Origin of the sequence: Tranquillimonas rosea, assembly GCF_900111315.1 — a bacterium.
Lineage (GTDB): Bacteria > Pseudomonadota > Alphaproteobacteria > Rhodobacterales > Rhodobacteraceae > Tranquillimonas > Tranquillimonas rosea.
Genome location: NZ_FOGU01000016.1, coordinates 24,530 through 47,219 on the forward strand (window position 1 = coordinate 24,530; position 22,690 = coordinate 47,219).

General features: G+C 62.9%; 27 protein-coding genes and 1 pseudogene. 11 read left to right on the forward strand and 17 right to left on the reverse strand.

Annotated features, from left to right (window positions below; translation table 11 throughout):
- Positions 1 to 69: 69 nt before the first annotated feature.
- Positions 70 to 338: pseudogene (locus BMZ25_RS18605) on the reverse strand (YnfA family protein); the annotation flags it as partial.
- 137 nt (positions 339 to 475) lie between these two features.
- Between BMZ25_RS18605 and BMZ25_RS18610 the strand changes: the two are divergent.
- The 9 genes from BMZ25_RS18610 (at position 476) to BMZ25_RS18650 (ending at position 8,669) form a co-directional block, all read left to right on the forward strand.
- Complete coding sequence (locus BMZ25_RS18610; RefSeq protein ID WP_092696161.1) at positions 476 to 2,764, forward strand: heavy metal translocating P-type ATPase; 2,289 nt, start codon at positions 476 to 478, stop codon at positions 2,762 to 2,764.
- A gap of 530 nt (positions 2,765 to 3,294) precedes the next feature.
- Entirely contained in the window at positions 3,295 to 4,740 is a 1,446-nt protein-coding gene (locus tag BMZ25_RS18615; RefSeq protein ID WP_092696162.1) for a multicopper oxidase family protein, read from the forward strand.
- Positions 4,741 to 4,770: 30 nt separating this feature from the next.
- A complete protein-coding gene (locus BMZ25_RS18620; protein WP_092696163.1) occupies positions 4,771 to 5,232 on the forward strand; it encodes a DUF411 domain-containing protein in 462 nt (153 codons plus the stop codon).
- 72 nt (positions 5,233 to 5,304) lie between these two features.
- The gene (locus BMZ25_RS21335; protein WP_262504529.1) at positions 5,305 to 5,427 is read left to right on the forward strand and encodes a hypothetical protein; all 123 of its coding nucleotides are present in this window, start codon (positions 5,305 to 5,307) and stop codon (positions 5,425 to 5,427) included.
- 198 nt (positions 5,428 to 5,625) lie between these two features.
- Positions 5,626 to 6,201 (forward strand): DsbE family thiol:disulfide interchange protein, encoded by a 576-nt coding sequence (locus tag BMZ25_RS18630; RefSeq protein WP_092696165.1) that lies wholly within the window; start codon positions 5,626 to 5,628, stop codon positions 6,199 to 6,201.
- 1 nt (position 6,202) lies between these two features.
- On the forward strand, positions 6,203 to 6,718 hold the full coding sequence (locus tag BMZ25_RS18635; protein WP_092696166.1) for a TlpA family protein disulfide reductase: 516 nt from the start codon (positions 6,203 to 6,205) through the stop codon (positions 6,716 to 6,718).
- Between the two features lie 35 nt (positions 6,719 to 6,753).
- Entirely contained in the window at positions 6,754 to 7,452 is a 699-nt protein-coding gene (locus BMZ25_RS18640; RefSeq protein ID WP_092696167.1) for an SCO family protein, read from the forward strand.
- Positions 7,422 to 7,928 (forward strand): hypothetical protein, encoded by a 507-nt coding sequence (locus BMZ25_RS18645; protein ID WP_328586874.1) that lies wholly within the window; start codon positions 7,422 to 7,424, stop codon positions 7,926 to 7,928. The genes BMZ25_RS18640 and BMZ25_RS18645 overlap by 31 nt, the downstream gene beginning before the upstream one ends.
- A complete protein-coding gene (locus tag BMZ25_RS18650) occupies positions 7,929 to 8,669 on the forward strand; it encodes a cytochrome c biogenesis CcdA family protein (RefSeq protein WP_177190537.1) in 741 nt (246 codons plus the stop codon).
- Positions 8,670 to 8,981: 312 nt separating this feature from the next.
- Here BMZ25_RS18650 and BMZ25_RS18655 read toward each other — a convergent pair whose 3' ends face one another.
- The 15 genes from BMZ25_RS18655 to BMZ25_RS18720 form a co-directional block, all read right to left on the reverse strand.
- On the reverse strand, positions 8,982 to 9,998 hold the full coding sequence (locus BMZ25_RS18655; protein WP_092696169.1) for a TrbL/VirB6 family protein: 1,017 nt from the start codon (positions 9,996 to 9,998) through the stop codon (positions 8,982 to 8,984).
- A gap of 15 nt (positions 9,999 to 10,013) precedes the next feature.
- Positions 10,014 to 10,352: a hypothetical protein gene (locus tag BMZ25_RS18660; protein ID WP_143071570.1), complete on the reverse strand. Its 339-nt coding sequence runs from the start codon at positions 10,350 to 10,352 to the stop codon at positions 10,014 to 10,016.
- A gap of 71 nt (positions 10,353 to 10,423) precedes the next feature.
- Positions 10,424 to 10,609, reverse strand: a complete 186-nt coding sequence (locus BMZ25_RS18665) for a DUF4177 domain-containing protein (RefSeq protein ID WP_092696171.1) — start codon at positions 10,607 to 10,609, stop codon at positions 10,424 to 10,426.
- Positions 10,590 to 11,594, reverse strand: a complete 1,005-nt coding sequence (locus BMZ25_RS18670; protein ID WP_092696172.1) for an ATPase, T2SS/T4P/T4SS family — start codon at positions 11,592 to 11,594, stop codon at positions 10,590 to 10,592. Before BMZ25_RS18670 ends, BMZ25_RS18665 begins: the two co-directional genes overlap by 20 nt.
- Positions 11,594 to 12,979, reverse strand: coding sequence for a TraB/TrbI/VirB10 family type IV secretion system protein (locus BMZ25_RS18675; protein ID WP_177190538.1), 1,386 nt, complete (start codon positions 12,977 to 12,979; stop codon positions 11,594 to 11,596). Before BMZ25_RS18675 ends, BMZ25_RS18670 begins: the two co-directional genes overlap by 1 nt.
- Positions 12,976 to 13,680 carry a TrbG/VirB9 family P-type conjugative transfer protein gene (locus BMZ25_RS18680; RefSeq protein ID WP_092696173.1) on the reverse strand — a complete coding sequence of 235 codons (705 nt, stop codon included), beginning with the start codon at positions 13,678 to 13,680 and terminating at the stop codon, positions 12,976 to 12,978. Before BMZ25_RS18680 ends, BMZ25_RS18675 begins: the two co-directional genes overlap by 4 nt.
- Positions 13,681 to 13,684: 4 nt before the next feature.
- Positions 13,685 to 14,350 (reverse strand): VirB8 family type IV secretion system protein, encoded by a 666-nt coding sequence (locus BMZ25_RS18685; protein ID WP_092696174.1) that lies wholly within the window; start codon positions 14,348 to 14,350, stop codon positions 13,685 to 13,687.
- Positions 14,347 to 15,108 (reverse strand): type IV secretion system protein, encoded by a 762-nt coding sequence (locus BMZ25_RS18690; protein ID WP_092696193.1) that lies wholly within the window; start codon positions 15,106 to 15,108, stop codon positions 14,347 to 14,349. Before BMZ25_RS18690 ends, BMZ25_RS18685 begins: the two co-directional genes overlap by 4 nt.
- Before the next feature lie 83 nt (positions 15,109 to 15,191).
- Positions 15,192 to 16,412 (reverse strand): lytic transglycosylase domain-containing protein, encoded by a 1,221-nt coding sequence (locus tag BMZ25_RS18695; protein WP_092696175.1) that lies wholly within the window; start codon positions 16,410 to 16,412, stop codon positions 15,192 to 15,194.
- Entirely contained in the window at positions 16,402 to 16,563 is a 162-nt protein-coding gene (locus BMZ25_RS20995) for a hypothetical protein (RefSeq protein WP_177190539.1), read from the reverse strand. Before BMZ25_RS20995 ends, BMZ25_RS18695 begins: the two co-directional genes overlap by 11 nt.
- Entirely contained in the window at positions 16,560 to 18,908 is a 2,349-nt protein-coding gene (locus BMZ25_RS18700; RefSeq protein WP_092696176.1) for a VirB4 family type IV secretion/conjugal transfer ATPase, read from the reverse strand. Before BMZ25_RS18700 ends, BMZ25_RS20995 begins: the two co-directional genes overlap by 4 nt.
- Positions 18,898 to 19,176 carry a VirB3 family type IV secretion system protein gene (locus tag BMZ25_RS18705; RefSeq protein ID WP_092696177.1) on the reverse strand — a complete coding sequence of 93 codons (279 nt, stop codon included), beginning with the start codon at positions 19,174 to 19,176 and terminating at the stop codon, positions 18,898 to 18,900. Before BMZ25_RS18705 ends, BMZ25_RS18700 begins: the two co-directional genes overlap by 11 nt.
- 12 nt (positions 19,177 to 19,188) lie before the next feature.
- A complete protein-coding gene (locus tag BMZ25_RS18710; protein ID WP_092696178.1) occupies positions 19,189 to 19,479 on the reverse strand; it encodes a TrbC/VirB2 family protein in 291 nt (96 codons plus the stop codon).
- Positions 19,476 to 20,090, reverse strand: a complete 615-nt coding sequence (locus tag BMZ25_RS18715; protein ID WP_092696179.1) for a lytic transglycosylase domain-containing protein — start codon at positions 20,088 to 20,090, stop codon at positions 19,476 to 19,478. Before BMZ25_RS18715 ends, BMZ25_RS18710 begins: the two co-directional genes overlap by 4 nt.
- A 64-nt stretch (positions 20,091 to 20,154) precedes the next feature.
- On the reverse strand, positions 20,155 to 20,508 hold the full coding sequence (locus BMZ25_RS18720) for a hypothetical protein (protein WP_092696180.1): 354 nt from the start codon (positions 20,506 to 20,508) through the stop codon (positions 20,155 to 20,157).
- 307 nt (positions 20,509 to 20,815) lie between these two features.
- Between BMZ25_RS18720 and BMZ25_RS18725 the strand changes: the two genes are divergently transcribed.
- Entirely contained in the window at positions 20,816 to 20,977 is a 162-nt protein-coding gene (locus BMZ25_RS18725; protein WP_235859941.1) for a hypothetical protein, read from the forward strand.
- On the opposite strand, the gene BMZ25_RS18730 is transcribed toward BMZ25_RS18725, so the two are convergent.
- A complete protein-coding gene (locus BMZ25_RS18730) occupies positions 20,974 to 21,579 on the reverse strand; it encodes a recombinase family protein (protein ID WP_092696195.1) in 606 nt (201 codons plus the stop codon). The two genes, BMZ25_RS18725 and BMZ25_RS18730, sit on opposite strands and share 4 nt — an antisense overlap.
- 196 nt (positions 21,580 to 21,775) lie before the next feature.
- Here BMZ25_RS18730 and BMZ25_RS18735 point away from each other — a divergent pair, with 196 nt between their 5' ends.
- Positions 21,776 to 22,525: a hypothetical protein gene (locus BMZ25_RS18735; RefSeq protein ID WP_092696181.1), complete on the forward strand. Its 750-nt coding sequence runs from the start codon at positions 21,776 to 21,778 to the stop codon at positions 22,523 to 22,525.
- The last annotated feature ends 165 nt before the right edge of the window (positions 22,526 to 22,690 follow it).

A 22,690-nucleotide genomic window follows, 5' to 3' on the forward strand; every position in this document is an offset into this window, starting at 1 on the left:
CAGCGAACGGTCAGTAAGGACCGTCGCCGCCTGAGCTACACCAAATGTCCGGTTCGGTGACTTCCGCTGAAGGATCACTGCGGCGCCGATCAGGCACAGCCCTGCTCCGGCAAAATCCCAGCCGTCCGGCTGCTGACCTTTAGCTCCCCACATCCAGACAAGTGAGGCGGCGAGATAGACGCTGTCATGGCAGTATAGGCCCGACCGGCAAAATCGGTGTCGACCTGCGCGAGCAGCCAGCCGAACGCAGCAAGGCTTGCAAGTCCCGGTAATAGCCAGAGGCTGAGGAAGGACGCCCAGACTGCGAAGCAACCGGCAATCTCGGCGAGTGCGGCGATCGAATAGATGAGACCGCCGCTCCAGCTGAAGCTCGGAAATCGTTCGAGTTTGGTGAAATTGGTATCTGCCCTTGAACCTACAGCGGCTGTAGGTCGTATATCGAGTTCCGATCGAGGACTCACCACGGAGAGCCATCATGGCAGACGTAAGCCCAGGACACCGCGAGTGGCGCGTGACGGGCATGGATTGCGGATCATGCGCCGCCAAGGTACGCGGTGCGGTCGAGCGCCTGCCTGGCGTCGAGGATGTCGATGTGGCTCTCATGGCCGAGCGGCTGCGACTAACGCTCGATGAGACGCAGACACCGCCCGAGAGGATCGAGGAGGCCGTGCGCGGCGTCGGCTTCGGCATCGCGCCCAAAGGCGCGCGACCGGAAAAGCCCAAGGGCGGTTTCGTCCTTCCGGATGGCGCGTTTCCAGATGCTACGGAGAGCTCGGAGACAGACAGCGAGACGGGGGACATGGACGAGCCGGCCGACGACGCGCCGAGTTCTTGGATGGAATCCTCCAAGGGCCGTCTGGTGCTCGGCACCGGCGCACTGCTTGCCGCGGCCTGGGCGTCCCACCTCGTCTTCCCGGCAGAGATCGCCCAATGGGCGTTTGTCCTGGCAACGCTCGTTGGGATCGTGCCCGTGGCGCAGCGTGCCTTTGCCATGACGCGGGCGGGCATGCCCTTCACCATCGAGATGCTGATGACCATCGCCGCCGGCGGCGCGCTGGTGATCGGCGAGCCGGAGGAGGCGGCGCTCGTCGTCTTCCTCTTCGCCGTTGGTGAACTCCTGGAAGGCGTGTCGGCCGGCAAGGCGCGTGACAGCATCCGGGCGCTCTCGAAGCTCGTGCCCAAGACGGCGCGGCTCGAAGTGGGGGGCAAGACACGTGAGGTCCCGGCGGAGAAACTCGAGGTCGGCCAGGTCGTGCAGGTCCGCCCCGGCGACCGCGTTCCCTGCGACGGCGAGGTGATGAGTGGCACGTCGGGCGTCGACGAGAGCCCGGTGACCGGCGAGAGTGTCCCGAGCCTCAAGGAGCCGGGCGCAGAGGTCTTCGCGGGGTCGATCAATGCCGAAGCGCTCCTGCGCGTGCGGGTCACGAAGACGGCCGAGGACAACACCATCGCCCGCATCGTCCGTCTCGTGGAAGAGGCCGAGAGCGCCCGCGCACCGACCGAGCGGTTCATCGACCGGTTCAGCCGCATCTACATGCCCGCCGTCGTGGGGGCCGCGCTCCTGGTGGCAGTCGTCCCGCCTCTGGCCTTCGGCCTCGCATGGGGCGAATGGGTCTACCGCGCGCTGGCGCTGCTGCTGATCGGCTGTCCCTGTGCGCTGGTCATCTCGGTGCCCGCATCCATCACCTCGGCGCTTTCCACCGGTGCGCGCAACGGCCTGCTGATGAAGGGCGGCGCGGTGATCGAGGCGACCGCCCGCACCACCCGTGTCGCCTTTGACAAGACCGGAACGCTCACGCACGGCAAGCCTCGCGTAACGGATGTCGCAGTGCTGAGCGGACGCGAAGAAGACCTCTTGGCGCTCGCCGCCGGCGTCGAGAGCGGCGCGAGCCACCCGCTCGGCCAGGCGATCTGCGCCGAGGCCGAGCGGCGAGGCGTCGACGCGGCGGCGGCGACCGGCGGCCGCGCGCTCCCCGGCAAAGGTGCGGAGGCGTCCATCGAGGGCGCGACCGTCTGCGTGGGCTCGCCGCGGCTGGCGGACGAGCGCGATGCGCTCAAGGACGACCTCCGGACTCGCGTGTCGGCGCTGGAAGCCGACGGCAAGACGGTGGTCATCGTCTTGCGCGATGATGTGCCCCAAGGCCTCATCGCGCTGCGAGACGAACCGCGTGCCGATGCGGCGGACGCTGTCGCGCAGCTCCGTGCGCTCGGCATCTCTTCGATCATGCTGACCGGGGACAACCCGCGCACGGCGCAGGCCATCGCCGACGGTCTCGGAATCGAGCATCGCTCCGAACTCATGCCGGAAGACAAGGTCACGGCGATACGCGACCTGACGACGGACGCCCGGGTGATGATGATCGGCGATGGGATAAACGATGCGCCCGCGCTCGCCGCCGCCCATGTCGGCGTCGCCATGGGCTCGGGCACCGACGTCGCACTGGAGACGGCCGACGCGGCGATCCTGCGCAACCGCGTGACCGATGTGGCCGCAAAGGTCCGCCTCGCCCGGGCCACCATGTCGAACATCCGCCAGAACATCGCGATAGCGCTCGGGCTCAAGGCGGTATTCCTGGTGACCACCGTGCTCGGGATCACCGGCCTCTGGATCGCGATCCTCGCGGATACCGGCGCCACGGTGCTGGTCACGATGAACGCGCTCCGGCTACTCTTCTTCCGGCCCACCGGCACGCTTGAACCTACGGGGCGTTTCAGTCTGAACAGCGGGAAGACCCGCCCCGATCATGCATCCGCAACGACCTGAAAGTAGACACCGATGATCCTTACTCGCCGCGCCATGATGGCCCACGGAGAAGTGATCTGTCGTCGATTTACCTTCCAGCACCGGAAGCCCCATTTTCGCCTTCAATGATGCGTTCACTGATTCTCCTTCTTGTGCTGTCGCTGACGGTCAGTCTTCTGGGGCCGCTTGGACCAGGCGGCGCGGCTGCGGCAGTGCCCTCGGAGACGATGCAGGCGATGTCCGACTGCGACGACTGTGTCGACGCTCCGGTTACGGAGTGTCAGCTCACCTGTCTTGCGCCTTGCGCGGCGGGTGGTCTGATGGCCTTGGCAACTAGCCCAATGGTTCTTGTCGAAAGTGAACAGGCACGCGGGCTGCTTTTCGTAGTCGACCGGCCGTTGTTGTCGGGCGGCAGCGCTCCCCCCGAGCCGTCACCCCCCAAACTGTCTCTCTGAAGTTTCCGTCATCGGTCAGACCGTTCTTGGCTGATCGGTGCAGTGCGTCCGCGTGTATTCTGCGCGATGCTCCCTCTTCAGATAAAGGCAGACTCCATGTCCTCTTCTGTCCTTCTTACCCGGCGCGGCCTGCTGCGCCTCGGCGGCGCCGCGTTTGCAGCCGCAACGATGCCGATGCCCGGCATCTCCCAACCGGCTTCGGAGCCCATGCGTCTACGAGCTGCTCCGTCGCGAGTTTATCTGTCCGGTGGGCCTAAAAACTCAAGTGCAGTCTGGGCCTACAACGGTGGCGTGCCGGGCCCCGAGATCCGGGTGCGCCAGGGCGAGCGCATCCGCGTGCGGGCGGAAAACGGCCTCGCTGAGGGAACGACCATGCATTGGCACGGCATCCGCACGCCGAACGCCATGGACGGTGTCCCGCATCTGACCCAGGCGCCGATCCCGGTTGGCGGCGAGTTCCTCTACGAGTTCGACGCCGTCGACGCCGGCACGTTCTGGTATCATCCCCACCAGCGTTCCTCCGAGCAGGTAGGACGCGGCCTCTACGGGCCCCTCATCATCGAAGAGCACGATCCGATCCGGGTCGATCGGGACCTGACCTGGATGCTCGACGACTGGCGTATGACCGAGGCGGGCGAAATCTCCGACGATTTCGGAAACCGCCATGATGCGGCGCACAACGGGCGCGTCGGCAACACGGTGACGATCAATGGCACCCTTCCGGACCCTGTCGAGGTGCGTCGCGGCGAGCGCGTCCGCTTGCGGCTCATCAACGCGGCCAACGCGCGGATCTTCGCGCTGGACTTCGGCGATCTGGAGCCGGTCATCGTCGCGCTCGACGGACAGCCGGTCACGCCGCACGCCCCGGGGGAGGGCATCGTCGTCATTGGCCCGGCCATGCGCATCGATCTGGTGGTCGACATGGCCGGCCGCACCGGAAGTCACACGACGTTGCGCGACATCGCCTACCAGGGCCTCGAGTATGATCTCGTCGACATCCGCTACGACGGAACACCTCTCCGGAAGACCGTTCCGGACTGGTCGCTCGAGCTACCGGCGAACCCGCTCCGCGAGCCGGACCTCGCCGCCGCCACGCGCCACGAAGTGGTCTTCAATGGCGGCATGATGGGGCAGATGATGATGGGCGACGAGGCGGGCTCCATGATGCAGCAGATGCGCAACGGGGCGATGTGGTTCATCAACGGCAAGGCGGCCGATGGCCATGTGATGGACCCGCTCATCTCGATGCCGATCGGCACGAGCCACATCTTCGTAATGGACAACCGAACCGCCTGGCATCACCCGATCCATCTGCACGGGCATTCCTTCCGGGTCATTGCCCGAAACGGCGTACCGACCCGGTATCGGGAATGGCAGGACACTGTGCTCGTCGCGCCGGAAGAAAGGGTCGAGATCGCGTTCGTGGCCGATAACGCCGGCGACTGGATGTTCCATTGCCACATCCTCGAACACCAGGCCGCCGGAATGATGGCTGTCGTCCGCGTGGGCGACAGCACGGCCCGGCACAGCGAATATCACTGAAACATTCCTGTCCAGGAAAGGACGAAGAAGATGAAAAAGGCCCTAGTTGGACTGGGCGGCCTCGCTGCCCTTGCCGCCGCCGCCACCTTTGCCCTCAGCCTCGGCGCGACCCCCGTCGCCGCTGGCGAAGAGGTGGTTCTCTACAAGAACCCGCAATGCGGCTGCTGCGAGAATTACGCCGACTACCTCCGCGACAACGGTTTCGAGGTCGAGGTGAAGCCGACCCACGAGCTGTCGAAGATCAGCACCGAGGCCGGCATCCCGGAAGACCTCATGGGCTGCCACACCGCCTTCCTCGGCGACTATGTCGTCAGTGGCCACGTTCCGATCGAGGTGGTCGACAGACTCCTTGAAGAGAAGCCGGAACTCACAGGCGTTACCCTGCCGGGCATGCCGCTCGGCGCCCCCGGCATGGGCGGCCAGAAACAGGAGCCGTTCACGATCTACGGCATCGCGGACGGCGAAGCGCCGTCCGTCTACGCCGTGAAATGACCATGCGGGCAGCTCCGGCAGTCATGCTGGAGCTGCCGGCTCTTTAAGGAAACTTGAACAAGGATGAATTGCATGATGATGAACGGCGGAATGATGGGCCCGGGCATGATGCTCGGAATGGGCGTGATCTGGGCCCTGGTCCTGGCTGTGCTGGTGCTCGGGATCGTGGCCCTGATCAAGTATCTCCGTAGCTGATGAGATCTTGGCCATGTTGACCGAGCTGTCCGACGGTGTCCGGCAGTGGGACTCGCTTCTGCGACTTGGGCTGCTCTGGGCCGGCTGTCTCTTAATGGTTCTGGCGCTGCTCGTTCTGCTGACCACCTGCTGCGTGCGGCTCCGCACACGCGGAGCCGCACGACGTCAGAGCGCCGAAGCCGGCGAGAAGATGCGCCGATGACCAATGTTCCGAAAATCTCACGGAAACCGCGTCTCTCCTTGCTGGTGGTCGTGCCGCTCCTGGCGACCCTGCTGTTCGCGGTCTTCGCCTGGGGCCTCTTCAACAGCTCCGAGGAGCTGCCCTCGGCCCTCCTTAACAAGTCAGTGCCGGAGTTCGATCTGCCGCCGGTCCAGGGGCGCGAGACGGGGCTCTCGACGTCCGACCTCGCGGGTCACGTCTCTCTGGTCAATGTCTTCGCCTCCTGGTGCGTGCCCTGCCGGCAGGAACACCCGATCTTCATGGCCATGAGCAAAAGGGGCGAGGTGCCGATCTATGGCATCAACTACAAGGACCCGCCTGACCAAGCGGCCGCCTGGCTTGGCGACCTCGGCGATCCCTATACCCGTATCGGGGCGGATCTTGATGGACGCGTCGGGATCGAATGGGGCGTCTACGGCATCCCCGAAACTTACGTCATCGCGGCCAACGGGACCATCGCCTACCGGCACGTGGGGCCCCTCACGCAATCCGACATCGACAACACGATGCTGCCGCTGGCCCGGGAACTGCAACAGCGGCAGAGGAATCAATAGAATGAAACATCTGCTTCTGGCGGCTGCCGCCGCCCTCTTCTCTGCAACAGCGGCGCTGGCCGGCGGGCCGCAGGGCTTCACCCTCCATGAGACCCCGCAGGAGGTGCCGAACTTCCGCTTCGTCACGGACGAGGGCAACCGGCTCTATCTCGAAGACTTCCGGGGCCGCACGGTCCTGCTCAATGTCTGGGCCACCTGGTGCCCGCCCTGCGTCGAGGAGATGCCGACGCTCGACGCGCTCGAAGGCGCGCTCGGCGGACCGGAGTTCGAGGTCGTCGCCGTGTCGATCGACCGGGCGGGCATCCCCGTAGTGCGACGGTTCTTCGACGAGATCGCCGTCGAGAATCTCGACATCTACGTGGACTCGACCGGGTTGACCGCGACAGCCCTCAAGACCTTCGGGCTGCCTGCCACCCTGCTCATCAACGCCGATGGCAAGGAAGTGGGGCGCCTGATGGGCCCGGCGGAATGGGACACCCCCGAGATGATCGCCTTCATCGAGGACCACATCAAATGACGGTGCCTGTGCGCCCACAAGAAGTGGAAGAAACCATGCTGAAACAGACGAGCCGCCGCCTTGTCCTTGCCGGTGCCCTGGCGATGGCTGCATGGCCCGCCCTCGCCAATCATCCCGGCGAAAATCTCGACGAGCGCATGCTGGAAATGGAGAAATACTTCCAGCCGATCGAGGGCGAACAGGCGCCCGGCTTCAAGCTTCAGGATGCCGAGGGACGACCGGTCGGCCTGTCCGAGCTCCAGGACAAGGTCGTGGTGCTGCATTTCATCTATGCGAGTTGCCCGGACGTCTGCCCGCTCCATGCCGACAAGATCGCGACGATCCAGGAGTCGATCAACGCCTCGCCGATGGGAGACATGGTCGAGTTCGTCTCGATCACCACAGACCCGGCGAACGATACCCCGAACATTCTGCGCGACTACGCCGGCTGGCACGACCTCGACACGGCAAACTGGACCTTTCTGACCACACGTCCGGACCAGCCCGAGGATACGACCCGGGCTCTGGCCAGCGATTACGGCGTCGAGTTCACCATGTCGGCCGAGAGCGACGCGATGATGCACGCGCCGGTGACCTTCGTGATCGACCGCGGCGGGCGCCTCGCGGCCAAGTTCCACGGCATGGAGTTCCAGAACGCCAATCTCGTGCTCTACCTGAGCGGGCTGATCAACAACGCGCAGCACAGGCACGAGGAGGAAGGCTGGTGGCATACGCTGACGAACGTCTTCCGATGAGCCAGACACGCAGCTCCGGCGCAGAGCGACCGATGCTGTCTCTCGACGCACTGCGGCGGTATTTCGCGGTCGTGATCCCGGCCCATCTGGCATGGGAGTTCGGTCACATGCCGCTCTACACGATCTGGCATGAGGGAACGGCGGGCGAGATCCTGTTCGCGGGGCTGCACTGCACCGGGGGGGATATCCTGATCGCTCTCAGCACCCTGGTCGGAGCGCTTCTGTTGTTCGGACGGGAATGGCCGGCGGATCGTCTTGCGGCGCGATGGGTCGCCATCGTCACCGTGCTGGCGGGCATAGGCTACACGATCTTCAGCGAGTGGCTGAACGTGGAGGTGCGCGAGGCCTGGGACTACACCGCGCGCATGCCGACCCTGCCGTTGGTGGGCACCGGTCTTTCGCCTGTACTGCAATGGCTGATCATCCCGCTCCTCGGCTTCTGGTGGGCCGCCAAGCCATTTCGCAAGGAGGCATAGATGTTGGAAATTTCGGGGATCGGCGTCTTCGCAGCCTTTCTTGCTGGCGCCATCTCGTTCCTGTCGCCCTGCGTCCTGCCGCTGGTGCCGGGCTACGTCTCCTTTATCGCCGGTCAACCCGGCCTCAGGACCGCGCAACATGTCGGTATGCTGGCCCGAAGCCGCGCCCTTGGCCTGAGCGCCTGTTTCGTCCTCGGCTTCTCGACGGTCTTTGTGGCCCTGGGCGCCGGGGCCAGTGCGCTTGGATCGCTGCTCCTGACATGGAGGACGGAACTCAATTTTGTCGGCGGGGCAATCATCGTCCTGTTCGGCCTGGTCATGCTCGGGGTTCTCCGCATCGGTGGTCTCGCGCGCGACACCCGGTTCCATCTCGATGTGCCCGGCGGGCGCCCGATAGGAGCCTATGTCCTTGGTCTTGCTTTCGCCTTCGGCTGGACGCCCTGCATCGGTCCGATCCTCGGGGCGATCCTAACAGTAAGCGCGAGTGCGGGCAGCCTCTCGAACGGCGTCTGGCTGCTGGCGATCTATTCGATCGGGCTCGGCGTGCCCTTCCTTCTGGCGGCCCTGTTCACGGACGCCATAGCAGCGCGCGTCAAACGGATCGGACAAGCAGGACGGTGGCTCTACAGGGGCGCAGGCGGGGTAATGGTTCTGATGGGGCTTGCGATCATGACCGGTCAGCTTTCGCGCTTTGCCTATTGGCTGCTGGCGACCTTTCCGTCCCTTGGCCGCATTGGTTGAGAGGCCGCACCCAATCCAGTCCATCCGCAGAGGAACGGCGGCGCTGCCAATGCAAGAAAGTTTTCGAGATGGCGGGCTGTGGCACGGCATTCCTTCGACGAAGAAGTCCACCTCCCGCTCAGCGCAGTATAAGTAGAGGGGACTGAGCATTTGCAGCGAAAGGCAGTTCCGTCCGCCAAGCCGACCTCCGGCGCGGAGGCCCCCCGAAGATTTCTTCGGGAAACTTTGTCGGACATAGCGTCAGGCCCACAAGATGCTTGGCCACGAGTTGCACACGAAATGCAAAGGGTTGGGCTTCGGCGGGCCTTTTTTCTATGTCTCGGACAGTCTTTTGTTGCGCTGCATCATCCTCTGGACCCGTGCGCCAGCGCCCAAGGCGGCCGACCGCGATGCCGACCCGGCCAGCTCCGTTCCACTTCGCATCCCGCGCTGCGCGCGAGCTTGCGAGCCGCTTGTGTTCGCGGCCCCCGCCGTGAACGAGCGAATGCCTTCCGGGCTGACCGCTTGCATCGCCGGCATGACCACGTTGCCGGAGATCGAGCGCACGAGGAATGGCGTTGCCAGGATGAAGGCTTTCGACATGAGAACCAGCATGAAGAAGGGGATCAGCGCCCCGATGTTCTCGGCCGAGCCCGGATCGCCAAGGGTTGCCATGAGCGAACCGCCCACACCGATGATTGTCGCGAAGATGCCTGCGATGACCACCGGGTAGAGTGCAAAAGAGGCCGTCGAACTGACCCAGCGGAGAAAGTAGTCTTTCGTCGCGTCGAAGAGGGTCAGGAAGATCATGATCGGCGCAAGGGCCAGCATGAGCGTCAGGACGACGCGCGAGAAGACCACGATGAAGGCGGCGATCCCGCCGAGTAAGCTGAGAAGAACGAGGCCGATGCCGTTCGTAATCGCGCCCTGCATCCAATTCATGCTGTCTGCAATCGCGTCCAGATATTCTGTCATGTTCTCAATCAGGCCGTCGAACTCCTCCGCAAAAGTGCCCGACGGGCCGATTTCACCGCCGCCACCGACCGAGGCGACGAGCGATCCCGCGATGGAGTCGATGCCGTTGAGAAGGGCAGACGAGAATTGATCGAACTGCGTCCAGCTCTGCGCAAAGATCGAGATCAGCACCATCTTGACCACGAGCCAAAACGCCATCCGACCGTCCATGTCCCGAAACCCGAAGAGTAGGTTCAGGAAGACGAGGATCACGACCAATGTGCAGGCCACGGTCCCAATCGTGCCGACCGTCGCCGCAACCATTCCAAATTGCGTCTCGGCCGCATCATTGAGAAATCCGTCAGTCGTCTCGACAAAGAACGTTACGACGCCCATTTTCGTTCTCCTGCTCTACCAGAGCCCGGCGTCTCTACAGATCGGCCGCCCTTCGTTCCTGTAGGTCTTCGTCGCCTTCCGAATATCGGGGATGACTTCCAGAAACTCGAAGCGCGAGATTCCGGCAAATTCGGTTTCCATCGCTTCCGTCACCCTGTCCCATGACGGGAAACGCAGCTCGCAGGTGCACTCTCCGGCTTCGACCACGTTGCGATAGCCTTGCTGCTGATACAGTTCCGTCGCCAACTCCGAACGGGTCAGCCCCTCATTGGAGGGGTTCGTAACCCACTCCGGGCGCGCTGGCGCGTTCGGGCAGTCCGGATTTTCCTGCTCTTCGTCCAGGTCGGGCAGCATGAACGAGTCTTGAGCGGTCACAGGCCCGGCCAAGAGGACGGTCAAGGCGAGGGCGGTGCATCGGCTTCCCATCATGCCACCGCCTTTGGGCCAGCCGCCATCGGCCGCTTAAAGAAGAGGTGCAGATCAGTCGGGCCGGACGTTACGACCGACACCAGCTCCCAGCCCTCTTCACTTCGCTGCGCGAGAATGGCTGGCATTTCCTTCGCCTTCTTCCGCGTGTCGATAGTATCGACCTCATGCTCGAACTTCATCATGGCTTTGGCCCTCCTTTTCTTCCGCGCCCGGCAGGAAAAATTCGGTGATGCCCCGGTCGCCTTCGAGACGGCCTGTCTGGATTACCACGTCGATTGAGTTTTCAATGTAACGCACCATATCGGCGTAGGTCATCGGGACGTTTGTTTTCAGGGCAGCAATGGCGAGTCTTTGCATCGCCAGTTGCGGCGTCTCAGCGTGCAGCGTCGTCATCGAGCCGCCATGTCCGGTATTGATCGCTTCGAGGAAGGTCATGGCTTCCTGTCCGCGCACTTCGCCCAGCACGATCCTGTCAGGCCGCATCCGCAGTGTTGAAGTCAGTAGAGCGTCCGCCGTCTGATGCTCCACCTCGCGGTTCGAGATCAGTGTGACTGCATTCGGCTGCGCTGGTAGCAGCTCCGCCGCTTCTTCGATGGTGACGATCCGCTCTTCCGGCGGCACGTAGGAAAGGATCTTTCGCACCGCGACCGTCTTGCCCGTGGACGTGCCCCCGGCAACAATCATGTTGAGCTTGTGATCCACGCAGAAGCGCAGGCAGGCGGTGATATCGCCGCTTGCCACAATGGAGCGCAGCTCGCGTGTGCGCTCCTGCCGGACTTGTTCGAGGCTGCGTTCCTCGCCGTAGAGGAAGTTCAGCTCAATCTTATCGAGCGGAACGTTCGTGAAGAACCGCAGAGAGATCGACGCGCCGCGCCCGACCACCGGCGAGACCATGACCTGCGCGCGGATCGGTCGCTTCCGATATTCGATGCTCACCGAAACGACCGGCTTGGACTTGCTCATCGTCGTTTGCGTGGCGGATGCCACTTGGTTCGCGAGGTCTTTCGCCTGCGTCTCGGTTAGCACCGTTTCGAGGGGGTGCATGAAGTGGTCCCCCTGAAACTCACCCCACACACGCCCGTCAGGGTTCACGCATATCTCGATCACGTCATTTCGCGAGGCTTCGGGGATGCGGTCGAGCGAGCTTTCGAGATACCCGGAACCCATCAGAAAATCTCCAGGTCCCGGTCCACCATGACCGTGACCGTCTCGCCTTGGTCGACGTGGATCACCGGGCCGAGGGACAGGTAGTCATCGAGGGCACTGTTCGAGGCGCTTTCCAGATCGCCACCAACCTGATCCGCCGCGTCGGCGGCATCCTCGCTTTCAAGCTGACCGGCGCCATAGCTGGCCCCAGCCGAGATCAACGAGATAAGAGCCGCTGAACCGAACCGTTCGTCGAACCGGGAGTCCACGAACCCGCCCACACCTGAGCGCCCCAGCTCATCGCCACCGAAGGCGCTGATTTCGACGGTCTGCTGTGTCGGCAGAATGATCCGGTCCCAAGCGATGGTGATGCGCTTCTGCGCAATCTCGACGCCCGACTGGTAACGCCCAATAAGCCGCGAGCCACGTGGGATCAGGACGCGCGACCCGTCATAGGAATAGACGTTCTCCGACGTGAGCGCGCGCACCTGGCCGGGTGTCGAGCTATCGACGGCCGTTTCGAGCGACGCCTGTATCAGCGTTCCTTGCGGCACCGTGTTCGACGGATTTGCTATCACTTCCGCCTGAGTGACCTCGGCCGTCGCGCCGCCGTTGCGGACGAAATCGGTCCCCGCATCGAGTAGCTGTTCAGCCTCATCGCCAGCGCCGTTGTCGGACCCACCGCCGCCAAATGCGATGATGCCGCTCTCGTTGCGCGCGGCTTGAAACTCCCGCGCCTCCTGCCGCCGCCGTTCCAGTTCCGCAAGGCGGCGCTGTTCCTCTTCGCTCGGCCCGGTCTCGGCCGGAGTCGTGGCGGGCGTCGGGTTGGGCTGCAACCGCGCGAGATCGAGGTCTGCTTGAAGCTGACGCAGCTCCCGGTCACGTTGTTGGAGCTGGCGCTGAAACTCGCTCTGAGCCTCTTCGTTCGCCTCTTGCAAGTCTTCGACCTGCGTAAGCAGGTCATCAATTCGAGCGTCTTGCTCCGACGTGTCCTGCTCTTCGGCCGGAGCGTCGCGAAGATTTTCAATCTCCGCTTGGAGCCTGTCGATCCGATCCAGCAGCTCGGAGTTCGGGGCCGCTGCCGGTTGTGGCTCAGGCTCCGGTTCAGGTTCCGGCTCAGGTTCAGGAACGCGCGTCGGTGTGATCGTCCCGAACCCGTCACCTTCGGGCTGAAACTCAGCCGGAGCGCCCGTCTGCATCCGCTCTTCTTCTTCGGGCTGCATAGAGAGATACACCAAGCCGCCCATTAGGCTGATCGCCGCCACGCCGCCGATAGCCACCAAAGGCGACACGTTCGGGCGCTGGCGGCGTGTCCCGGAGCCCCCGCCGCTCTCACTGCTTTCAAGGGCTTGCAGACGCTCTTCGAGGCTCGGGTTTCCCTCGCCGTTGGTGTTCTCATCGCTCATTGCTGGCCCCCTTGCGTCGGCAGGGCTTCCACGCAGATTTCTTGGTCGCCAAGGCGCAGCACCCACCTGTTGTTGACGCCGGAGACGCGGATCACGTCATCTTCGGTCGCCATGCTGTTCACCGACCGCTCATTGCCGTTCGACCATTTGAAGATCGAAGGCACAGGCGCATTTCTGGCGAAACGGAAGTAGGTGAACGTCCCATCGTCCCAGATCGCGGTCGGTGTGATTTCTGACTGACCGCTCACGCCGTAATTGGTGTTCGGCGCACTCCGCGCGACGGCATCGCGCGGCTCAGCGCGCCGGTCCTGCGGATAGTCGAACCGCACCACGTAGTGCGTCGGGTTCGAGGTCTCGGTGACGCTGAAATAGTAGCTGCGGCGATTGGTGTAGACCGTGATGTTGGTCGAGATACCTTGCGCCCCGGGCTTGATCGCAAAGGCGCGGCCTCCGGGCACCCCGTCCAGCATGAAGCCTTCCGTATCGCCGGCGATGATCGAGCGGATCGTCTCGCCCTGTCCGAACTCGATGCTCGTTACGTGGGTCATCGAGACGTTGATCCGGTAGACCTCGCCGTCGCGATAGGTGGCTGTGCGAACGCGGCTGTCGTAGTGCCCAGGTCGCGGGGAATATTCCGCCTGCGCGGCCGTGGCCGCGAGGGCGACTCCGAGAGCCAGTGTCCAGATGCCTCGTCTTTTCATGGCGTCACTCCTGCCTATCGGACACGACCGCGTATTCAGTCACCGTGAAGCCGAAGGGATTGCGCCACACATCGTCTATCTGCCGCATTTGTGCGGGCCGAAACTCATAGAGCAGCGTTGCCGTGAAGCTCCCTGTCTGCGTCCCTTCATTGGACGTCAGCCGCTTCCGAAACCGCACTTGTGCCCGGTTGTTCGTAATGAGGTTGATCGAGTCGATTTGCACATCGAGCCGCGCATCCTCGCCGTAGTTGTTGGGCGGATAATCGGCGTGGCCGCTGGTCCAGAGCTGCCGCAGGGAGGATTCCGCATTCCCATCGGACATGGCCAGGACACGCTCAATTCGCACATCGTTGTCGAGCTGGTTGTAGGTCTCCCGCGCGTTCACATAGCGGTAGACTTCGGCCTGAATGATCGCCGGGCGCTCCGTCAGCGAGACGGCTTCAACCGCCGCGTTCGGAACCGCCATGCCTGTCTCACTATCCACCGGGACCACAACCGGCGGCGGCTCCACATCGAGAACCGAGACAGCCGCAGCCGCCAGGCACCCCGCGATGCCGAAGACCGCGCTCACGAGCGCAACCTTCTGCCAGAGCCGTTCACGGCGACGAGCGCCGTAAACAAGCTCTTCTTCAATGATCTCGTCTTGTTTAGCCACGCCTGCCTCGCTCATTCGAGGTCCGGCAGGGTGAAGTCCATGAACCGCTGTTCCTCAGCGATGGTGGCCGCATCGACAACACCGCTTTGACCGGACCCTACCGTCTGAATTGCTTCGAGTTCCCACATGCGCGTCATGGCGATCGCCAGCTCCGCCGTGACGCGCGTGTTGTGATCGACGCTCGACTTGAGCGTCTCCATGTCGGGGATCATCCCGACCAGCTCATCTACCCGCTCAAGCGACTGCGCCGCCTCGCGGTGGCTGTTCTGCGCGGCCGCCGACATGACCGCCCCTGTGGAGGCGCGCGTGGCGACGTTCTCCGCGCCTCGGTTGCCGCTGGACGCCATTTCCGACAGCGTATCTTCACCGAAGCCAGCTTCGGCCAAGACGCGCTCCATCTGCGTCTGCATCTGCGGCGCCGAACCGCCCAGGAGGTCAGAGAAGTCGCCGTTGGCGACGCCTTGGGCCAAGTCGATCACGTCCTCAAATTCCTGATCAAGAAGGCCGTTAAGGTCGCCGTTCTCCATCACCATCGCAGCCACGTTCGTCGGGCCGCTCAAGGCGTCATAGGTCTCTTCGAGCTGGTCGATTTGACTTTGGAGAAGTTCGACTTGCTCAAGCAGGCGGTCGAGTTGATCCGACTGGATGCCGTAGTCTTCCAGCATCTGCTGAATTTGCCGAATTTCCTGCGCGATGTTCTGTGTATCGACCACCGGCACGCCTTGCGCGTACGCCGGGGGCGCGGCCATGAACGCAACCGCGCTCGACAGCATGGCACCACCACCACCAGAGACGGCGACTGCACCCGTCAGGGCCGCCGCGCGGACCCACCGTCCTATCGTTTTCGAGATAGCCATCACTCGAAATCCTCCATTTGAAAGTCCATGAAGGCCCGCTCCTGGGCCGCTCGTGCCGCCATCGCGACTTGCTCTGCGGAAAGGGCGCGGGTCTGCGCCGCCTTGAGTCGAGTGCGGATCGCGACGAGCCGCGCCAGCTCAGCGCGCGCATAGGAGTTCAGGGCATAGGCTTCCTGAACGTCTTCGGTCTCCCCGATCCGCTCTATGATCGCGCTGACGCGCGCTGCGGCGGCTTGCACGGAAGTCAGGGAGTAGTCGCCGTAGACCCCGGAGCCGTAGGCCGTCATGCTCATGGTTGAGTTGGCGAGCGTCACCGGGTCGATGGTGCCAAGAGCATCCACGCCCCCGATGATTTCGAGGTAGTGGTTGTAGCGTTCGGGGATCACCTGCACGTAGTGCTGGGTTTCCTCGAACGGCGGGACGCCCCCATAGTTCTGCACGTTTCCAGGGCCGGCGTTGTAGGCTGCGAGCGCATGAATGATGTTCCCGTCGAACATATTCAGCATCGAGGCGAGGTAGCGCGCGCCGCCTTCGACTTGGAGATAGGGACTCTCGTAGTATTCCGGGTTGATGCCGAGATCGCTGGCAGTGCCCGGCATGATCTGCGTCAGACCGAACGCTCCAACCGGCGACTTGGCCCCGATGGTGAAACGGCTTTCCTGCCAGATCAGAGCTTGGAGAAGCGCCCGCCATTGGACCACGGACAGCCCGGCCGTGCCGACACCGGCGTTGCCGTGCGTCTCCTTTGCCACGCGGATAATCAGTCCTTCGACCGAGCCGCTGGCGTCTCCGAACCTTTCTTCGACTTCGCCGCCGCCCGTACCCGGTTCACTGTTCCCCGCCTCGCCTTCAACGGCCCCGAACATCTGTTCCGCGCCGGGGTTGGTATCGACGGGCGAGTAAAGCTCATCCGAAGCCGTCTCATCCGAGCTACCATCTTCGAGGCTCGCGACCATGCCCGACACGTCCGTGTCGCCCATAGTCGCCGTCGAATGAATGTCGGCCAGAGCGTCGAGCTGTTCCTGTTTGATTTCGACCAGCCGCTCAGCGGTATCGAGAACGTCCTGTTGGAGCAGCAGATCGAGTTCCGTGCGCTCGATGATCCCCTGTATCTGCGCATTCTTCTGTGCATCGAAGACAGGGACGCCCTGCGCCCCTGCCACGCCGGGCAGGGCGGTCAATGCTGTGCAGAGCATGAGCGCCGGAAGCTTAGTCGCCATCGGAGACAACCTTCCAGTGCTCCGAGTTCACCGGCGTGAAGGTGCAAGGCCCGTCAGTCGGGGCGAAGTTAAAGCACTCAGCGGTCGAGGGCTGATAGCCGCACGCGGCAAGGGTCACGGCCATCAGCAGGGCAGCGGTCAAGAGCTTCATCCGATCCTCCAGAAATCCGGGCGGTCGCGGTAGTCTTCCCCGACCAGTTCCTCGCCCTTTTCCATCCCGCCCAGGATGGTCAGAAGGTTGCCCAGCGGGCTCAGGTCGGCATCGACCAGGACCGAGCCCTGATCGTCGCGCACAAGCCCGAGGCGCGAGTTGCTGCCCGAGTTGAGCAGCATGTCGAGTTCCTTGTCGTGCAGGCCGAGCAGGTCATAGTCGCTGCGGCGTGCCCGTATGTTGGGGAGAAGGATTTGCGTCGGGACCGCCTCAACGATGGTCTGACCAACGTTCGTCCTTTTGAGCTGGCTGGCATACTGCGTCATCATCACGACGACCGCGTTCTGCTTCCGGGCCGTGACGAGCCAGTTGCTCAGTCGCTCCGCGAAGTAGGGGTTATCGAGCGCCTTCCACGCTTCATCAATGACGATGATCGTGCGGCGTCGATCCTCGATTTTCCGCTCCACCCGGCGGAACAGATACGAGAGGACCGCCATGCGCTCTTTCTCGCTTTCGCTGTCCAAAATTCCGGTCAGATCGAAACCAACCGTCTCACCTTCGAGCGAGAACGTGTCCTCTTGGTTGTTCCCGAAAATCCAGCCGTAGCGTCCGCCTTCGGTCCACTCGACAAGGCGCTCATGCAGATCGCCTTCGTCGTCGGTCGAGCTGAACAGAGAGGCCAAGTCCGTCCAGTTGCGAAGATCCTCGCGCGCTTCCGCGTTCTGCCGCACTACCTCTTGGATGCGGTTCACTTGCGTGGGCGTCAGCGGCTTGTCGGAGCGATGAACCAAAGCGGAGAGCCAGTCGGAAAGCCATGCCTGCCCGCGCGCGTCGATCTCTGTGCGGAGCGGATTTAGGCCGGTCTTCTCGCCCGCGTTGATGGACGTGTAGCGACCGCCGTTGGCGCGCACCGCCATTTCCATCCCGCGCCGGTAATCGAAGACGAACAGCCGCGCGCCCGCGCGCTTCGCCTGCGTCATCAGAAAGGCGGCGAGAACGGATTTGCCCGAGCCAGGGCGTCCGAGGATCAGGGTATGCCCCCCGGTCGGTTCTTTCTCGGGCGACCCTTCCTCATGGAAGTTGAAGTGGAAGCCGCCCCTATCCACGGTCGGGAACATAGTGACGGGAACGCCCCAAGGGACGCGCTCGCCGGTCTTACCCATCTGAGGGCGATGGAAGGCGGCATAGTCCGCGAAGTTGTGGTTCGTGACCGCCGCCTTACGGCTTCGCTTGGCTCCATTTCCGGGGTGCTGCGCGAAGTAATGCGTCTTAGCTGCAAAGCTCTCATTCACCATCGTGACGCCTTCTGTCGTCGCGATGTTGCGCACCTCGGCGCCGATGCTATCGAGCTTTTCTTCGGTCTCCGCGAATACCGTCACCGTCATGTGGTGTAGCCCGAAGCTCAGCCGCCCGGTTTCGAGATCATCGAGCGCGGTCGGCATTTCCTCCAGGAGCGACATTGCGCCATTGTCCGACGCGCGACGAAGCCGCATCTGGCGCTTAATGCGCCCCGCCATGACGTTTGAGTTGATGGTGCTGAAAGACTGCGTGACGACCATATCGACCGGCAGGTTCAGATCATCGAACATCGTGCACTGCGACGTGCTGTGATAGCTCTTGAGCGCAAAGGTGGTCCCTACGCGCCGTCCTATGGTGCCTTCGGACAGGTAGAAGTTCGGGCCTTTGAACGTGACGCGCGTGTTCGCCACGTCTTGCGCCACATAACCATAAGACGAGCCGCGATAGATCGGGCTTTCCCGCCCCACATTCAGCGCGCCGAGGAAGCCCAGCAGCTCACCTTCCTCAGCCGACAGGAGCCGCGCGTTGAGGTTCCCAAAAGTCGAGCGCAGAAAGTTCGTGACCTCGTAGAGTCGCCGCAGGGCCTTTTCCGTCTCGCTCCGGAGCGTTGCCATCGACTTCGCGCGGCGCAACGGCACGTTCGCCCCGAGCGTTGGGCGACGCATCACCGTCAGCGTGAGGGTCTTGTCGCGCAGCTTTCCACCGTCCAGGTGCGCTCGCCAACGGTTATCGACCGCCTCGGCAAAATCACCCCCGTTGACCGGCGGCAGGCCGTGTTCGACAGGCCGCGAAACCTTATGGACGTAGAAGCTGTAATCCGATCCTGACTGCGCCACGATATGCGCGAAGAGCGCCCGCGTCTTGTCGAGCAATTCGTCTTCGGTGGTAGTGCTGTTCAGGCCGTCGAGCCGGATGCACTGCATCAGCTCGTTTCCGCGCGTGCGGATCGTCTTGTCATCGACCAGCGACACGTAAGGCAGCAGCGAGGCCATCTTGCGTTCGCGGGCAAACCACGTCGGCAGGAGGTCGTTGTCTTCAAGGGACATAGCTATCTCCCCCGTGCTGGCGACGGTTTCGCGTGGGCGGAGTTTCTTGGAGAGTGGTTGCAATCACGTCGATGAAATGCGGGTCCCAATCCGCCGCCTTCCAGAGAACCGGGTAGGCGGCGAGGGCCAGCAGCGCGACGATGACGCTTTGCACCCAAAGGAAGATCAGAACAGACCCGAACATCCAGATCATCGCATACATGATCGGCAAGCCGAGCAGCTTGGGTGGTTGCGTCAGACCTAGATAAACACGGGACTGTTCTGTCATCGCTTTTCGACCTCAGTTATTCCAGATGGTCGAAACAATGGTCGGCGCCGCGGCGACGCCGGCGATGGCGATCACGGTCCAAAGCGCCTGCCGGAAGTCGAGAATCCCGAACAGCCAAGTCAGGAAAACCCCGATCAAAGCGAGCGTCCCGATCACCATGCCGAGCGGGCCGGTGATGGCGTCCACGATGCCTTGCAGAAGGTCTTGTACCGGCGACAGGTCCAGCTCTTGAGCGAGCGCCGGTTCGGCTATGGCAAAGGTCAATACGACCGCCATAGCCACGTGAGTGATATTCGACTTCATCCTAGATCTCCTTGCAGCCTTGCGAAGACCCCCATGACCTTCAGGACGTGATTTTGGGTCTCGCGATACGGGGGTATTCCCCCGTTCTCGACCACGGCCGCTGGCCCTGCGTTGTAGGCAGCGAGGGCGAGCCGTGGATCCTGGAACCGGGCGAGCTGGGTCAGAAGATACCGAGCCGACCCGTCCAGATTTTCCTGCCAATCGTGCGGGTCCACTCCGAGGGTAGAGGCTGTAGCAGGCATGAGTTGCCCGAGCCCGATCGCGCCCACATGGCTTCGAGCGTTCGGATCGTAGGCACTCTCGATTTCGATGTTTGCGCGGAAAAAGCGGCGCCAATCCGAGACGGACATGCCGACGCGCCGTAGCGCCGGGTGCGACCCGTAGCGCATTGCCGTCGTATCAATCGCTTGGAGGACCGCAGCGGGCGGAACGACCGCGCGCGGAACTTGCACCGCGGCTTCGGCTTCGCCGTCCTCTTCATCTTCCTCGTTTTCGTCGAACAGGAAAATGCTATCCCCGTCCGACCGGCGCGCATCGCCGTAGGTGCGAGAAAAACCGTTCTGTGGAGATTGCGCTTCGAGGCTTCCGTCCGACCGCATCACCATGACCATTCCCTGCGCGTCCGCAGGCGGCGTGGTGAGCGCGGCGGCTACGAGAGCCGCACCAAAGAGAACGCTACTCTGACGCTTCGTCTTGTTTTCGTAGGAGGCGTTGAGACGCCCGAGTGCCCGCTTCCAGCGGAATCTCGATGAACTTGCACCCCTGATCGTGCAGGAAGGAGATGAGACCCGGAGCCGTTCGGAAATACCGAGGGGCGAGGTCCTTTTCCCCTTTGCCTTTTCCTCGTGCCGTGACGAGCAAATGTTCTTCGCCGTTGTCGTCCGAGACAGCCCGGAGATACCAGCGACCATACCAGGTTGCGTGCTGCTTGAAGGCGCTTTCCGAGCAGACGATCTCCGCTCGATACCCGCGCTCGAGTAAGTTTCTGAATGTCTCTTCGACGACCACATTAGGCGCTGCTTTGAACATGCGTCCGGCCTGGCCTCCTAGCTCACGAGCATCGGAGACGCGCACCAGACAAGGCGCCGCCACCGATACAATATTGTTATTTTGTCTGCAACCGTGCAGATTGCAGGCAGCGTCGGGTCTACCCGGTCCTGGGGAATCCGGATGCCAACCAATTTACCATTGCAACACAAGGGGTTCACCTATGATGTGCGGTCACTTTCACCCCCTTAACGCGACAGTAATTTTGTTGATTTTTCTGGCCTTCCCAGCTCATTCTCAGAGCTGTTTATCACCAGAAAAACCATATTTGCCATCAGCGGAGAGCGAGGTGCGCGAGTATGCCGACCTGCTGCGCCAGGACTTCGAGAACTATCTGTCCGAAGTCTCGGATTACATCGGCTGTCTGGATCAGGAGCGCGCGCGCGCCTTCCGCGAGGCCCAAGAGGTCACAGAGCAGTATCAGCGGTTCATCGAGATTGTCAGGGACTAGCTGTCGCCGGAGCCTTCGTGGATCGCCTTGGCAACCGTGGTTCGGCTGATCTGTAGCTCCTTGGCAATCCATCTTTGACTGCGGCCCTCGGCCGCCAACGCCCGGATTTTCCGACCGTGCCGCCGCACGACCGGCGCATCGCCTTCCTGCCGCCCCAAGGTTTTTCCTTTGGCCCGCGCGGCTTCCAGCCCCGATTTGACACGCTCAGAGAGTAGTGCCGTCTCAAACTCCGCCACGCCCGCGAGGAAGGTGGAGATCATCTTTCCCATCGGAGACGACACGTCCAACTCAAGGCCGTTCAACGTCAGAAGCGAAACTTTCTTCGCTTCCAGCTCGCTCAGTGTTGAGAGAAGGTCCGAGGTCGAACGCCCCCATCGGGACAATTCCACCACCGCGATTGCATCCAGCTCGCGCCGCTTTGCCATCGCCAGGAGCCGCGCTCGACCGGGCCGACGGTCCCTCCGTCCGCTGGCAGTCTCGCACTCTTCCGCCACGATCTCGTATCCTGCGCGCTCCGCGAAAGCGCGCAGTTCGCGCAACTGGCGTTCGCCATTTTGCTCCGGCGTCGAGACCCGCGCATAAATGGCAATCTTGTGGCCCATTTGAACCCCTCCGCGCCGAGCCCTCGTCAGGCCCTTCACATACTGGCCTCGGGCGTGGACCATATAGTCATTTGTCTGAATGGGCCACCCGCCGCGCCATCCGACTCATCGAATCCGCCCCGCTTGCTCATCTAAGGATGACAAACTAACAATATTGTGGCAGGTATTTCCTGACCGCTCAGAGGAGGCACGATCCATGCTGCCCACACTCAGGACCACAGCCCTTGCAGCCGTCACGGGCGTTGCGGCCGTCTCGGCGCCGCCCGCTCAGGCTCAGTCTTACCCTATCGACTGCGCGCTCCTGCTTTGCCTATCCCACGGCTGGCCGGCGTCCGCGCCATGCGCCGCTGCCAAGGCCGAGTTCATCCGGCGGATCACGCCGTGGCCGGTCGAGCCGCCCCTCCAAATCTGGCGCTGTCCAATGGGAGGCGGCGTCCAGTTGCAGAGCACCCCCGCACAAAGCCCGTGGCTGGATAACCCCGTGACGGACGCGGGCACCGATCCGCAGCCTCTCCCAACCGACGCCACCACTCCGGAAGCGGTCCCGGCGGTTCTGCGCAACTTGGGCGGCGATGATTTCAAGCCCGCCGATCCTCTGCACTTCGTTCAAGACTACACGGACGGCAGCGGGCGCGCTGACATCGACATCAGTGGGCCGACTTTCGACTACGTGCGCTCGATCCGTGTCTACAGCGTCGAGCGCCTAAGCCAGCGTGAAACCGGAGGCGAAGACGAGTATTGCCGCAGGTTCGAGAGTGTCCGCGTGGGCACTTATGGCCAGCAGGGATCATTCTCATGGGGCGGCGGCGATCCAAGCGATCTTCCTGACGCCTTCGTTGGTGACGAGCTGTGGGGGGACAACTGCCCGACCGTTTCCGTCCGCGCGGTCTTCGTGGACTGGCGCGATTACCAAGGCAACTACGGCTTCGAGCAGGTGAATTACTAGGCTTTGTACCCACGCCGGGCGTGCAACCCTAGAATTGCGACACCCACCGAAACCCTGTATGCCTTATCACACAATAGTGCGGCCAGAGAGTCGCAGACAAAGGAGCAGTAACACCCGCACAAAGTAAAGCCCCCGCGACGGCGGCAACCATCACGGGGGGGCTAT

Bases quoted from the DNA above. Each gene is read 5' to 3' on its own strand.
- BMZ25_RS18715 (WP_092696179.1), bottom strand. From the start codon at position 20,090: ATGGTCATGGTGATGCGGTCGGACGGAAGCCTCGAAGCGCAATCTCCA.
- BMZ25_RS18690 (WP_092696193.1), bottom strand. From the start codon at position 15,108: ATGCTGTCGAGCGCGGTTGCGTTCATGGCCGCGCCCCCGGCGTACGCG.
- BMZ25_RS20995 (WP_177190539.1), bottom strand. From the start codon at position 16,563: ATGAAGCTCTTGACCGCTGCCCTGCTGATGGCCGTGACCCTTGCCGCG.
- BMZ25_RS18650 (WP_177190537.1), top strand. From the start codon at position 7,929: ATGTTGGAAATTTCGGGGATCGGCGTCTTCGCAGCCTTTCTTGCTGGC.
- BMZ25_RS18675 (WP_177190538.1), bottom strand. From the start codon at position 12,979: ATGAGCGATGAGAACACCAACGGCGAGGGAAACCCGAGCCTCGAAGAG.
- BMZ25_RS18615 (WP_092696162.1), top strand. From the start codon at position 3,295: ATGTCCTCTTCTGTCCTTCTTACCCGGCGCGGCCTGCTGCGCCTCGGC.
- BMZ25_RS18640 (WP_092696167.1), top strand. From the start codon at position 6,754: ATGCTGAAACAGACGAGCCGCCGCCTTGTCCTTGCCGGTGCCCTGGCG.
- BMZ25_RS18695 (WP_092696175.1), bottom strand. From the start codon at position 16,412: ATGGCGACTAAGCTTCCGGCGCTCATGCTCTGCACAGCATTGACCGCC.
- BMZ25_RS18635 (WP_092696166.1), top strand. From the start codon at position 6,203: ATGAAACATCTGCTTCTGGCGGCTGCCGCCGCCCTCTTCTCTGCAACA.
- BMZ25_RS18735 (WP_092696181.1), top strand. From the start codon at position 21,776: ATGCTGCCCACACTCAGGACCACAGCCCTTGCAGCCGTCACGGGCGTT.
- BMZ25_RS18630 (WP_092696165.1), top strand. From the start codon at position 5,626: ATGACCAATGTTCCGAAAATCTCACGGAAACCGCGTCTCTCCTTGCTG.
- BMZ25_RS18685 (WP_092696174.1), bottom strand. From the start codon at position 14,350: ATGAGCGAGGCAGGCGTGGCTAAACAAGACGAGATCATTGAAGAAGAG.
- BMZ25_RS18660 (WP_143071570.1), bottom strand. From the start codon at position 10,352: ATGCTGCCCGACCTGGACGAAGAGCAGGAAAATCCGGACTGCCCGAAC.
- BMZ25_RS18700 (WP_092696176.1), bottom strand. From the start codon at position 18,908: ATGTCCCTTGAAGACAACGACCTCCTGCCGACGTGGTTTGCCCGCGAA.
- BMZ25_RS18680 (WP_092696173.1), bottom strand. From the start codon at position 13,680: ATGAAAAGACGAGGCATCTGGACACTGGCTCTCGGAGTCGCCCTCGCG.
- BMZ25_RS18610 (WP_092696161.1), top strand. From the start codon at position 476: ATGGCAGACGTAAGCCCAGGACACCGCGAGTGGCGCGTGACGGGCATG.
- BMZ25_RS18710 (WP_092696178.1), bottom strand. From the start codon at position 19,479: ATGAAGTCGAATATCACTCACGTGGCTATGGCGGTCGTATTGACCTTT.
- BMZ25_RS18670 (WP_092696172.1), bottom strand. From the start codon at position 11,594: ATGGGTTCCGGGTATCTCGAAAGCTCGCTCGACCGCATCCCCGAAGCC.
- BMZ25_RS18720 (WP_092696180.1), bottom strand. From the start codon at position 20,508: ATGTTCAAAGCAGCGCCTAATGTGGTCGTCGAAGAGACATTCAGAAAC.
- BMZ25_RS21335 (WP_262504529.1), top strand. From the start codon at position 5,305: ATGATGATGAACGGCGGAATGATGGGCCCGGGCATGATGCTCGGAATG.
- BMZ25_RS18665 (WP_092696171.1), bottom strand. From the start codon at position 10,609: ATGATGAAGTTCGAGCATGAGGTCGATACTATCGACACGCGGAAGAAG.
- BMZ25_RS18730 (WP_092696195.1), bottom strand. From the start codon at position 21,579: ATGGGCCACAAGATTGCCATTTATGCGCGGGTCTCGACGCCGGAGCAA.
- BMZ25_RS18705 (WP_092696177.1), bottom strand. From the start codon at position 19,176: ATGACAGAACAGTCCCGTGTTTATCTAGGTCTGACGCAACCACCCAAG.
- BMZ25_RS18620 (WP_092696163.1), top strand. From the start codon at position 4,771: ATGAAAAAGGCCCTAGTTGGACTGGGCGGCCTCGCTGCCCTTGCCGCC.
- BMZ25_RS18655 (WP_092696169.1), bottom strand. From the start codon at position 9,998: ATGGGCGTCGTAACGTTCTTTGTCGAGACGACTGACGGATTTCTCAAT.